The sequence below is a fragment of the Candidatus Bathyarchaeota archaeon genome, from assembly GCA_026014805.1.
In the GTDB taxonomy this organism is placed as follows: domain Archaea; phylum Thermoproteota; class Bathyarchaeia; order Bathyarchaeales; family SOJC01; genus JAGLZW01.
This window is the reverse complement of the sequence record JAOZHR010000008.1, coordinates 51,780-63,846: the sequence shown is the minus strand read 5'-3', so window position 1 is coordinate 63,846 and position 12,067 is coordinate 51,780. Positions and strand designations below refer to the sequence as shown.

Genomic DNA, 12,067 nt, shown 5'->3' with positions numbered 1-12,067 from the left:
TCAATCAAACGATTGCAAGGTGAAGAATGCAAGTGAGCTCAGAAAATGGGCACATCAAGCTCACAATGAACACCACACAGGAGCAAGCCCAAATTGCCAACAAACCTACACTAAACAAACACCTATTCACCTACACGCCAAAAAAGCTCGATATGTCACGCCGTCTGGTGAATGGCCAGGCTTGAGCGCTGAAGAAGGGCGCGGCAAGCAGCGAAACGCCTCGGGTAAGCGCACGCAGCTGTAGAACCGAGGATGCCCAAATGAGACTTCTTGTTATGGTTCCTTCGGGAACCGTGACACTCCAGCAATGGAGGGGGAACCCCCTGAACTGAAACATCATAGTAAGGGGAGGAAAAGAAACTAACTAGGATTCCCTGAGTAACGGCGAGTGAAACGGGAAAAGTCCAAACCGAATCTTGTAAGGAAACTTGCGAGAGATGTAGGGTTATGGGTCCGGCTATATCTTCGCTGGCTAAGCTGAAGTGATCTGGAAAGATCCGCTATAGAGGGTGAAAGCCCCGTAAGCGTAAACTGGAAAGAAAAAGGCTGGAATCCCAGAGTACCATACCTTGGCTTAGGTGTGGAAAATTGGGAGCCATCAACTTCCAAGACTAAACACGTCTCAAGACCGATAGCGCACTAGTACGGTGACAGAAAGTTGAAAAGTATCCCGGAAGGGAGCTGAAAAGAGTCTGAAACCAGACGGTTAAAGACGTGTGCAGCCCGGAAGGATAGATCCCATTCGAAGGAAACCGTAGCGATGCGGCAGTACGAGAATGGAGGACTAGGGTTGCATATTCCGTCTAGAAACACGGGCCGGGGAGTTCACGGCTATGGCAAGCTTAAAGGCTTAAGGCCTGAATGCATAGGGAAACCAACAAGCGTACAACCAGTCTTTGACTGATGAGGCGCGGCGTCTTAAAGGGCGCGGAGTCATAGCTGAGAGACTAGAAACCGGGCGATCTAGCCCTGGGCAGGGTGAAGCCAGGCGAAAGCTTGGTGGAGGCCCGAAGGGGTGCTAACGTGCAATTTGCTCCTCTGACCTGGGGTTAGGGGCGAAAGACCAATCTAGCCCGGTGATAGCTAGTTCCCTCCGAAGTGGGTCGCAGCCCAGCCCCGAGTGAGGCAGCCGACAGGGTAGAGCACTGATTAGGAAGTGAGGAGCTGAAAGGCTCCGCTTCTTTTTCAAACTCCGAATCTATCGGCGCTGTAGAACTCGGGAGACGGGTTATGGCGGGGTAAGCCCCCAAGGCCGAAAGGGGAACAACCCAGACTAAGGTTAAGGCCCCCAAGTGCTGGCTAAGTGCTAAATCGAAAGGCGTCATCAGCCTAAGACAGCGGGGAGGTAGGCTCAGAAGCAGCCACCCTTTAAAGAAAGCGTAACAGCTCACCCGCCGAGGCTGATGGCCCTGAAAATGGACGGGGCTAAGCCAGCCGCCGATACCTTAGGGCACGGCGGAAGCCGTGATCTGGTAGGAGGGCGTCCTGGCTGGGTAGAAGCCGGGCTGTGAAGTCCGGTGGACCGGTTCAGGATTGGAAATCCCGGTGGTAGTAACAGCAAAGAGGGGTGCGAATCCCCTCCGCCGAAAGGGCAAGGGTTCCCCGGCAACGCGTCGTCAGCCGGGGGTAAGTCGATCCTAAGGCAGATCTTAACTGATTATGCCGAAAGGGAAGCCGGTTAAAATTCCTGCACCACGAAGGTACACGCGGCAACGCAAGCTCAACATCTGACGCTTTGAGGTAGACTGAGCAAGGCTGTCGCCTTGTTTAACCGTATAAGTTTGGGGAGTGCCGTAATGGCGAGAACCAAATGAAAGCGGGAATAGCTGCCCGTTTTTAGGGCGGTTCAGTTGATCTTTGGAGCCCGTGAAAAAGATTTTGAGAAGGATCCTTCGTGTCCGTACCCAGAACCGACACAGGTGTCCCTAGGCGAGAAACCTAAGGCGTGTCGGGTGTACACTAAGCGAGGGAACTCGGCAAATTAGCCCCGTACCTTTGGTATAAGGGGTGCCTGTGGTTTTGGCTTTGGCTGGAACCGCAGGTCGCAGTAGCAAGGGGGTTCCGACTGTTTAATAAAAACATAGGAAGCCGCAAGCCCGAAAGGGTGTGAACGGCTTCTGAATCCTGTCCAGTACAGGTACCTAAAACCTGGGTCCAACCGGGCTAAGGGCCTGCAAACGACGGGAGTAACTCTGACTCTCTTAAGGTAGCCAAATGCCTTGTCGGGTAAGTTCCGACGCGCATGAATGGATCAACGAGAGCCCCGCTGTCCCCGCTTGGTACCCGGTGAACCCACGTAAAGTGGACGAACAGTCCACTGACTCCCAGCGGGAAAAGAAGACCCCGTGGAGTTTTACTGCAGCCTGTTGCTGGGATTTGGCAGCGTTTGCAGAGCGTAGTCGGGAGCCGTTAATCCCAGTTCCTCTGGGGACTGGAGTAGGCGACAATGGAACACCGACCTTTCGCAACCATGTCTCTTACCGGCGCAAATGCGTTGGGACAACAGCAGGTGGGCAGTTTGGCTGGGGCGGCACCCCCTTGAAAAGATATCAAGGGGGCCCAAAGATCGGCTCAGGCGGGACAGAAATCCGCTGTAGAGTGCAAAGGCAAAAGCCGGTCTGACTGTATCCTCCACAGTAAGGGATGCAGAGGCGAAAGCCGGGCTTAGCGATCCTCTATGTCCCCATTGATGGGGGCTAGAGGCGACAGAAAAATTACCCCGGGGATAACAGGCTTGTCGCGGGCGAGAGTTCACATCGACCCCGCGGCTTGGTACCTCGATGTCGGCTCTTCCTATCCTGGCCCTGCATAAGGGGCCAAGGGTGAGGCTGCTCGCCTATTAAAAGGGAACGTGAGCTGGGTTTAGACCGTCGTGAGACAGGTCAGACTTTATCTGCTGGGAGTGTTGGTCGCCTGAAGGGAAAGGGTCCTCAGTACGAGAGGAACGGGACGTTGTGGCCTATGGTTAACCGGTTGTCCGACAGGGCAGACGCCGGGCAGCTAAGCCGCCAAGGATAAGAGCTGAAAGCATCTAAGCTCGAAGCCTTTCCTGAAAAAGAGGCGACCATTCCCTATGTATGTGTGCTTGGTAACAGGTTCATTGTAGGGACGAGGGCACCCATAGAAGATGGGGTTGATGGAGCTGGGGTGTACGTGTCAAGGCTTCGGCCGAGACATTCAGCCCGCGGCTCCCAATAGCTCGAGGTGTCGGGCTATAATTGGTGTGGATACGGGTGTTTGGGTGTTATAGGTTTGCTGTGCATTATGTTGGCTTGCTGAGTGTGTGGTGTTCCTTGCTGGCAGTCAATTTTTTAAGGTTACACCGCTAATCAATTAGATAGATGAGGAGATTGTTTAGAGTGCCACATGATAGAAGAGAAAATTGGATTGGTCTTCTCTCGTTCGGTTTTTTTGTTATGCTTTTCGCGTTGTTTTTCGTTATTGTGCCAAATTACTATGCAGAAGTTTTAGCGTTCTTTGAAGATTTCGAGTTAAAAAATATTACGGACAACGTGCTTTTGCCTGCTCCTACACATGTGAACGAACACCATGTGGTCTATGAAACAGTAATGCGGTTCTGCATAGTCCTTGGACTATTTCAGTTCTTTGTCTTGGCATTGAGGCTCAATTTTAAGTCTCATATGAACAAGGTGGCTGAGACGACTTCCAACATTGTTCTTTGGTTGGGCGCAGCCTACATGTTCAACCTTTTGCTTTCAGAAGCCATAAAAGAATGGTTTCCTTTTATAGGTGGAATTATAGCAGTAGTAGGGGTTTCTCTGATTGCTCGAAGTCTCGTAGTGTTGGCATTTTGGCGCGGAAGAACTTAAACTTAAAAAGCACCACCTTTGCCTTCTCTTTTCACAATTTCAGTTATATGGATAATCTGCTCAGCAGAAAATTTCTCCTCTGGAAGTCCTGGTAATTCTGGGAACGGAGGCGGTCGAGCGGTACCTGCTTCATCGACCGCGTAATATTCGTCAAAAACTCGTTTCTGAAGCTCATTGATGTACCATTCAACGATAACCACCATCCTCCTATAATCTTTTAAATCAGGAAACAGTTCAAGGTCCTTCTCAGTATTCGTCAAAGGGAAACCCATTCTAAACAGCTTTGCATGACAAAGTTCATGATGAACGCTAAAAAGCGTTGCATCTGGATACAGCACTATTTCTGCCTGGTCTTGAGACCAGATGAAGATCTCCGCTCGTTTTCCTATTTTGCTCGGTCTCTCAACATATTCTACTTCAAACATCATATCTTCGATGCCAAGCTCGCGTTTGCCATTTTTTATCGTTTGCAACACTTCATCTCTTGACGACATCTTATCCTATTCCTTCAAAACTTTCTACTGTTGCTTAAAGCAGTCATTTTCGCAGTTGAAAGCTCTTTTGCATGGAAAATTATATATTCATATACATATGTAAGATGGAAACGGATGATATATATGGCTAAATGTCCTAAATGCGGAAAAGAGATTGCTAAGCCCAGAAAAACTTGGAAAATGGCAGGGCGCCCTGACAAGCAAGGCAAAAGACTTGAACTCGAAATTGGTCTTTTCGACTGTCCCAAATGCGGCGTCTTCCGTAAAGCACTGAGTAAAAGAAAAATCTAGGAACACTCTTCTTTCCCCCTCTCTTCTTTTTTCTTGTTTCAATTTTTAAAGCTAAACGAAAAAGTAAATAGCTAAATACCGAAGTGAAGTTTAAAAACAGCAAACGTGATTCTAGTGAGCTCTGACGTAGTAGTTGTTGGCGCTGGCCCAACCGGTTCTTTTTGTGCCTTGCAAGCAGCAAAACTAGACGCCCAAGTTACTATTTTCGAGGAACACGGTAAAGTTGGAGTGCCTTCGCACTGCACAGGCCACCTAAGCCTTGCCGGTATAAGACGATTTGATCTCCGTTTGCCGAAAAACGTCTTTGAGAACGAGATTAAATCAGCTGTCTTCTATTCTCCTTCTGGATACAGATTTGTGGTTCGATTTGCCTCTCCAGTGACTTGTGTTGTTAACAGGGCGCTTTTTGACCAGCATCTTTCGAATTTGGCTTTAAAGGCTGGCGCTAAAATTGTAAATGACACTTACGTAGATTCTCTTTTGATTGAAAAGGGCACAGTTAGGGGCATTATTTTCAAAGGAAAGAAAAGAACCAAAAAGCTTGTGTCTAAGGTTGTAATTGATGCGGAAGGTGTGTCCTCAAGTCTTCTAAAACGAGCAGGACTGTCTTCACTTAATAGTCGTACAATAGTTAATGGAGTACAAGCGGAAGTTGACAAGATTAATAACATCGACAGCGACACAGTTGAAGTTTTTTTAAGCCGCAACTTCGCCACTGGCTTCTTCGCTTGGATAGTCCCGCGACGTGATGGCACCGCGAAGGTTGGCTTGGGAACAGAAAGAGGTAATCCTCGGGAGTGTTTACGCCATTTTGTCAATCACAACCCGATTGCCCGTCAAAGGCTCAAGCGGAGCCATGTTACAAACCTTGCCTACCATCCTATTTCGTTAGGTGGTCCGATTCCCCGAACGTTCTATGATGGGTTGCTGGTTGTAGGGGACACGGCTTCACAGGTTAAACCTACTACAGGTGGAGGTGTTGTTATGGGATTGACCTGCGCGGAAATTGCAGGTAAGGTTGTTGCCCTAGCTGTTCGCCACAAAGATTTTTCAGCAAACTTTCTCGCTGAATATGAACGTCGATGGAAAAAGAAGATAGGTTTTGATATGATGGCAATGAAACGTCTGCGTACAATGCTTAACAGTTTCTCAGACAAACAACTCGACCAACTCATCACTCTTTGCACTCGGCTGAGGTTAGATGAGAGTTTGAAGACTGTGAGAGACGTTGATTTTCAAGGTACTTCATTGATTCGCATAGCTAAAAGCCCAAGGATTTTAGCGACAGCATTATATTTCTTAATAGCTTCGTTCTTCTAAGCACATCTGTAAAGCCCTTTAACCTTAAACACAACTGAATACTGAGCGTGTATTGGATGTCACAAGAAGAGTTCGAATACAAACAAGTGATAGCGGTAAGAACAGATCTGAAGATGGGTAAAGGCAAACTGGCAGCACAGGTTGGGCATGCAGCGGTTTCCGCCGCTGAAAAAGCTAGAAAGAGGCGCTCCGAATGGTGGCAGGCATGGTTGAGGGAAGGACAATGCAAAGTAGCTGTAAAAGTGAAAAATCTAGCCGAACTGTTAGAGCTTCAAAAAGAAGCAGTAGGGATGAAGCTTCCCCACAGCCTCATTACAGATCGAGGATTAACACAACTCCCCCCAAGCACAGTGACATGTCTAGGCATTGGGCCAGCACCCTCTATACAAATTGACGAAATAACGGGGAAACTACCGCTTCTATGAGCAGGGTTAATCTTGAAAGTTCCAACAATTGAAAAACAGTTGGGCATTGAAACTTTCGTCACAAAGACTCGTGGCATAGGTGGCGTAATACGGCAGATGCCTGAAGACTTTATGGTTGAAGAGGTGCTTGTCGACGGTTCAAAGGCAGAGCTAAAGCCAAAGCTGCGGGGTCAAGTAACAGGGGAAGGACGTTACCTGATTTGTTTGCTCGTCAAACGAGACTGGGATACGTTGCTGGCGGCAAGAAAAATCGCTAAGCAATTAGGTATCAGTGAGCGGCGTGTGAGAATTGCAGGAATAAAAGATAAAAAAGCCTTAACCGCTCAGCACATCAGCATCGAAAATATAAATTTGAGACAGCTAAGACGCATACGAGTAGACGATATTCATGTGTATCCTCTCCGTTATTCGCCAAACATGATTTTTCCCCACATGTCATTCGGCAACACATTCCATATATCAGTAAGAAACATCAGCCATAGTAACGCAGTCCTTCAAGAAAGAATGTCTGACATGGTAAACGAGTTACGCGTCTTAGGCGGTATTCCGAATTTCTTTGGACACCAACGCTTTGGCACTATTCGCCCTATTACCCATTTGGTTGGCAAAGCGTTAGCGCGTGATGATTTAGAAAGGGCAGCGCTACTGTTTCTCGCCAAGTCAAGCCCCTACGAGCATCCCCAATCGAGAGAAGCGAGACAGAGATTGCAAGAGACTAGAGACTTTAAGGAGGTAATCAACGTTTTTCCACGATGGTTATTGTATGAACGATTAATGTTGGCTCACTTGGTTAAGCATCCGAAAAACTTTGTGGGCGCTTTCAGAAGGCTGCCCCGGCGTTTGTGCAGGCTCTTTCTTCAAGCATACCAGTCATACATCTTCAACCGATTTCTCAGCCAACGCCTACTACGTAAGATTCCAATTAACGAACCACAACTCGGCGATTACGTTGTGAAAACCGACAGCCATGGCTTGCCAATCAGAAGCTACATAAAGGCCACACATGAGAAGCTTGAAGATTTACGAAAAAAAGTAAAAAAAGGTGAGATGTACGTCGCAATTCCCTTAATAGGTTTCAAGCAAACCTCATCAGAGGGCCTGCAAGGCGAAATAGAGCACTCCATACTTGAAAGTGAAAAAATAACTCAAGCGAATTTCTACGTCTCTTCTGCGCCAGAGATGAGTGCAGCTGGCGAGCTTCGAGCTACTATGACACCTATAATAAATCTTAATGCAGATAAACCAGTCAAAGACGAGTCAAATTTGCGCAAGAAGGAACTGAGAATTAGTTTTACTCTGCATCGTGGCTGTTACGCGACTGTGGTCTTACGTGAATTTATGAAGCCACGCAACATGATAAAAGCTGGGTTTTAGCTGATCTGTACGGTTTTTATATAGCTATTTTCGTTTGCGGAAATATAGTAAACCGTCTTTCTCGCAGATGTATTCGAAGCCTACTTCTAGCAATCCTTGAATTTCCTTTGGTGTTCTAGCTATTCTAACGGTGAATTCATCTGTAATTTCTTTGAAAATGGCTTCAACAACTCGGATATAACGCATAGTGTCTTCGATTCTTTTGTGGCCTAGGAACTCCTTTACGCGCGCATTGAATAAAATCAATGTATACTATGGTTCTTCTCTCTCTTCTTTGAGCTTTCTTAGAGCAGCTTCGATAATGTGGCTTTGGTTAACGTAGTTGCTGGCTTCTACTTCTTTTTTCATCCATTCATACAGTTCCTCTGGAATAGTTCCGATCACTCTCACTTTAACTACACCTGTTCTCGTTATGCCTTCAGTTGTGAAATCTCCATAACTGATTATCCGATCTTTGGCTGGTTGCAACATCCTCTGCAACTTCTTGACAAATATTCCGACGGATACTCCACCAACTGTCAACGAAATCTGAATCATAAAAAAGCCGATACACATTATGCCAAGAGCGTAGACTGTCTCGTTATACATTGTTGCATGAAGCTCAGCTTCTGAGAGTTGAGGCCAACTCGCTTCATGTACCCAATATAGAGCATTTGCTATAGAACTGGAAAGCACCCCTATGAGTATTAATGCTATGACTCCATAGACAACGAGTCCCACTACAATAACCGAGAAGGCTTCTCTGATTTCTTTTGAGAAGTAACCAACAATAGCACTTGTCATCAGAGGTAACACAATAAAGCCAGCCCAGCCTAAATACGGGAGATAGATTCCCACTAAAAAGAAACATGCCATTAGCAATCCATAGAGAACCGTCCAAAAAACGCGGATAGCCAATCTCTACCTCCCCCTGACACGTCCTATTGTGAAACAGTAAAATATATTTTGTGCATTCAATTCCTAACGCATAAAAAAGGCGGAGAAATGCGGGAGATATCTCCACTTTATTATGAAAGCTGGTTCTAGCTTACTTTGCTGTCAATTATGTAGAGTTCCGCGTCAGGTATCACGTGAATCCACCAATTCAAAGCCGCAAACTCGCTGTCGTAGTATACGACTAATCGTGCAACAGCGTCTACGGCAGCGTCTTCTGACACGTTTCCTTCCCAAGTCAGAGTTTTCGTTTTACACGACTTCAGCGTAAGTTGTTTCTCCTCGCCTTTCCATGTCCAATCCTCTCCTTCAAAAGTCACGGTGATTTTCCACGTGCCTTCTGTTGTGCCTTTGTTCTTGAAGGTTATCTTGACGGTGAAGGATTCACCCGGCTTCTTATCAACCGTTCCTTCGCACATGGTTTCAAAGTCTAATGGGACGGCTTGGGTCGGCATAAAAAGGGAAACCACACCTAATGTTCCAAGCGTCAATAATATGATAGCTACTATAGCGCTAGCTTTTTTCTGCATTTTTACTCTTCTCCTTCCTACAATAAATTGGCGTTTCGCCCTTTCTTATATGTATGTGGACTTATCTTCTAGACGAGAACGATAGCTTGTCATTTTCATGGGGTGAGTCTGGCGCGGTCTCTGGGGAATAAAACAACTTCCCGAATGTTCCGTTTGCCTGTCAACATCATCAGCACCCTTTCTAGGCCAGCTGCCCATCCTGCGTGAGGAGGCAGTCCATAGTCAAAAACTTGTAAATGGTGCTTGAAGGATTTTGGGTTTAATCCTTGTTCTTTCAGGCGTTTCATTAAGAGGGTTTTTGAGTGAACGCGTGTTCCTCCGGAGGCCAGCTCCATCCATTTCCACATGAAGTCGAATCCTTCACTGACCTCAGGGTTATCATCATGTGGTTTGATGTAGAACGGTTTGGATTTCGTGGGCCACTCAGTTATGAAGTAGAAGTAGGGATGAAGTTTGCCTAGAGTTCGGTATGCAGGCGTTGGGATATCTTCACCCCATGGGATTTCTATCCCTTCTTTCTTCAGTTCATTTAGAATTTGAGTGTAAGTAAAGCGTTTTGAGGGTAATTCGGGGACATCTACTTCGTGTTTCAGGATTTCAAGCTCCTTTTGGCAATTCCTCTTCACGGCTTCACAGATGTAATGCAAAGTTTGTTCAAGCAGTATCATTACATCGTCTGCGGTAACGAAAGCCTGTTCTATATCTATTGAAATAAACTCGCTCAAATGTCTCCGGGTGTGAGACTCTTCAGCCCTAAAAAAGGGTCCAACTTCAAAAATCTTCTCGAAACACAAAGTTAGCTCTTCTTTGTATAGTTGTGGGCTCTGCGCCAAATAGGCTTCTTGGTCAAAATAGTTTACGGAGAAAAGGGCGGCTCCACCTTCAGTTGCGGTTGCAATGATTCTCGGTGTGTAGACTTCTATGAAATCTTTTTCTGAAAGAAACCTGCGAAGGGCGGTCAACATTGTGTGCTGGATGTTCCAAATTGCCCTATTTTCCTCTTGAGAAAGGTCTAGGACTCGGGCGTTCAATCGCGTGTCTATAGACGCTGGAGTTTTGCCAGTTACATCGAGGGGTAGCGGATGCTGTGCTATTCCTAGAATTCTCATTTTGGTTGGAATTATTTCGAAGCCTCGCTGGGCCATTTTCGTCTTCTTCACTATGCCTTTTACGCCGATGCAGTATTGCGTTTGCAGAGAGTTTGCTTTCTCTAAGATTTCCTTTCCTGCTTTTTTCTTTTGGATAGTTATTTGCACAGTTCCTTTTCGATCTTGAAGGATTATGAATTTTATGGCGCCTAGATCTCGGATTTCTTGAACCCAACCTAAAACAATGACTTCTGTCCCATCAAGTTCTGGCTTTATGTCTGTAGTGTATTGTGTTTTTCGCCAGTCCTCTAGCGGGTCAAGTTCCATATTGCTGTTCGCCTCAACGTGAAAACTCTACTCTGAGAACCATGTTTCGAACTTTCTTAGTAATTTGCTTCATTGCTTCAACATTGATAGGCGGTGGTCTTCTCCCTCTTTTTCTTAGAATAACTCGAGTTTCAGTGGTTCCATCTGGAAGCCAGATTGTGTTTATTGTCATAACAGGTAGAGGAGCAAATAGGTCTTCAAGAAATTTTCTGTCATCTACACCTTGTTCTAAGATGCGAATCCTTTTGCCAGTTTTTTCACCTATCGCCCTTAAAATTTTTCCACCATACCCTAAAAGACGAGCAACATCACCGCGCTCAACAATCAACGCGAGAACGCCGTCTGCTTCGACGGCTTTATGAAAATAAACATCCTGCAGAGGAGGGTATTTCTCTTCTAGACTCAGGAGCAAGTTAGCGATTTCAAGATATGTATCGCTGATCTGACCTGATTTGACCTTTGCCTGACAATTTGAACATAGTATTCCGCTTTTTAAGCAGAAATTGCATAGCTGTGTTTTCACCTTTTTGGTGTCCTCCGAAGCTGAGGAGGGGCGACACATGTTTCATGTACTGAACTGTGTTGCTATTCTAGTTGTACTTGTTCTAAAGGCGTGCTATGAATCGGCTTCTGCAACATCTAGGGTGCTGCTTACTGCTCTGTATGGGGTTCTGACGACAACTCTTTTTGCTCTCACGAGAGAGTGTTGTGCAGATGAGCATACAGTTCATTAGAGGTCTTCCTCTAATTATCACCGTGTTAGTTTCAGCGATTATATCGCCTCGCTCCTTGACGTTTATATTCTGGGCTTTTTAAGGTGCAGTGGAGTAGATAAATACATTACGGTATTTAAGGCAGCATTCAAGCGGCATCTTTTGGACACATAAAGCCTTAATTTTCATTGTGCATAAGTTTAATAATCATTACTATCGTAAAGCTTTGTCTTGTCTAAAATCAAGGTGGAAGTTATTTGACCGAGGAGGTTGTTCTCACTGGGCGTCCTGTGCGGCTGCTTCGTATGCTCTACGAAAAGGGTAAAATAATAACGACTTACACTTTGCGAATTAAGCAAAACGATTTGGCGGCACAGCTCGGGATAAGCCGCCAAGCCCTAAATGTGCACTTGCGCAAACTTCGAGATCAAGGCTACATTCGTACAGGTAGAGGTTTCATAGATGTTACCGAAAAAGGCTTAACCCTTCTAGGAATCTCAGCAAATCCTGCTTTTGTCTTTCTTAAAATCTCTCCTTTGAAACGAAAGGAAGCTTATGAGGAAATTTTCCAATTCCCAATTCAACGTGTCTTTCGTGTGGCAGGTGACGTGGACGCCCTTCTGGTTATTCAACAAGAAAATCTAGATATAGCCTTGAAGAAACTGGCAAATGTGGACGGGGTTTTAGACACAAGAACATATATCACTATTCAAACGTTAAAATAACTCTCTTCCATGGAAGT

12 protein-coding genes and 1 rRNA gene are annotated in these 12,067 nt (G+C 45.9%); 7 read left to right on the top strand and 6 right to left on the bottom strand.

What is annotated here, in order from left to right; translation table 11 throughout:
* The first annotated feature begins 143 nt into the window (after positions 1-143).
* Together NWE91_02225 and NWE91_02220 are read left to right on the top strand one after the other, a co-directional pair.
* Positions 144-3,215, top strand: a 23S ribosomal RNA gene (locus NWE91_02225).
* A gap of 144 nt (positions 3,216-3,359) precedes the next feature.
* Positions 3,360-3,830, top strand: a complete 471-nt coding sequence (locus NWE91_02220) for a hypothetical protein (protein ID MCW3985211.1) — start codon at positions 3,360-3,362, stop codon at positions 3,828-3,830.
* A gap of 2 nt (positions 3,831-3,832) precedes the next feature.
* Here the strand turns inward: NWE91_02220 and NWE91_02215 are convergent, their stop codons facing one another.
* Positions 3,833-4,303: a hypothetical protein gene (locus NWE91_02215; GenBank protein MCW3985210.1), complete on the bottom strand. Its 471-nt coding sequence runs from the start codon at positions 4,301-4,303 to the stop codon at positions 3,833-3,835.
* 144 nt (positions 4,304-4,447) lie between these two features.
* Here NWE91_02215 and NWE91_02210 point away from each other — a divergent pair, with 144 nt between their 5' ends.
* The 4 genes from NWE91_02210 to truD all read left to right on the top strand — a co-directional run bounded on the left by NWE91_02210 (position 4,448) and on the right by truD (position 7,734).
* Positions 4,448-4,615, top strand: coding sequence for a chorismate-binding protein (locus NWE91_02210; GenBank protein MCW3985209.1), 168 nt, complete (start codon positions 4,448-4,450; stop codon positions 4,613-4,615).
* 114 nt (positions 4,616-4,729) lie between these two features.
* Positions 4,730-5,935 carry an NAD(P)/FAD-dependent oxidoreductase gene (locus tag NWE91_02205; protein MCW3985208.1) on the top strand — a complete coding sequence of 402 codons (1,206 nt, stop codon included), beginning with the start codon at positions 4,730-4,732 and terminating at the stop codon, positions 5,933-5,935.
* 56 nt (positions 5,936-5,991) lie between these two features.
* Complete coding sequence (gene pth2 / locus NWE91_02200) at positions 5,992-6,360, top strand: peptidyl-tRNA hydrolase Pth2 (protein ID MCW3985207.1); 369 nt, start codon at positions 5,992-5,994, stop codon at positions 6,358-6,360.
* A gap of 12 nt (positions 6,361-6,372) precedes the next feature.
* On the top strand, positions 6,373-7,734 hold the full coding sequence (truD, locus tag NWE91_02195) for a tRNA pseudouridine(13) synthase TruD (GenBank protein MCW3985206.1): 1,362 nt from the start codon (positions 6,373-6,375) through the stop codon (positions 7,732-7,734).
* 24 nt (positions 7,735-7,758) lie between these two features.
* On the opposite strand, the gene NWE91_02190 is transcribed toward truD, so the two are convergent.
* The 5 genes from NWE91_02190 to NWE91_02170 form a co-directional block, all read right to left on the bottom strand.
* Entirely contained in the window at positions 7,759-7,980 is a 222-nt protein-coding gene (locus NWE91_02190) for a hypothetical protein (GenBank protein ID MCW3985205.1), read from the bottom strand.
* A 6-nt stretch (positions 7,981-7,986) separates the two neighbouring features.
* Positions 7,987-8,631, bottom strand: a complete 645-nt coding sequence (locus NWE91_02185; GenBank protein MCW3985204.1) for a ribbon-helix-helix domain-containing protein — start codon at positions 8,629-8,631, stop codon at positions 7,987-7,989.
* A 125-nt stretch (positions 8,632-8,756) separates the two neighbouring features.
* Entirely contained in the window at positions 8,757-9,197 is a 441-nt protein-coding gene (locus NWE91_02180) for a hypothetical protein (GenBank protein ID MCW3985203.1), read from the bottom strand.
* A 95-nt stretch (positions 9,198-9,292) separates the two neighbouring features.
* Positions 9,293-10,612 (bottom strand): aspartate--tRNA(Asn) ligase, encoded by a 1,320-nt coding sequence (gene aspS, locus NWE91_02175; protein ID MCW3985202.1) that lies wholly within the window; start codon positions 10,610-10,612, stop codon positions 9,293-9,295.
* A 13-nt stretch (positions 10,613-10,625) separates the two neighbouring features.
* Positions 10,626-11,135 carry a hypothetical protein gene (locus NWE91_02170; protein ID MCW3985201.1) on the bottom strand — a complete coding sequence of 170 codons (510 nt, stop codon included), beginning with the start codon at positions 11,133-11,135 and terminating at the stop codon, positions 10,626-10,628.
* A 447-nt stretch (positions 11,136-11,582) separates the two neighbouring features.
* Between NWE91_02170 and NWE91_02165 the strand changes: the two genes are divergently transcribed.
* Positions 11,583-12,050: an Lrp/AsnC family transcriptional regulator gene (locus tag NWE91_02165; protein ID MCW3985200.1), complete on the top strand. Its 468-nt coding sequence runs from the start codon at positions 11,583-11,585 to the stop codon at positions 12,048-12,050.
* Positions 12,051-12,067 lie beyond the last annotated feature (17 nt).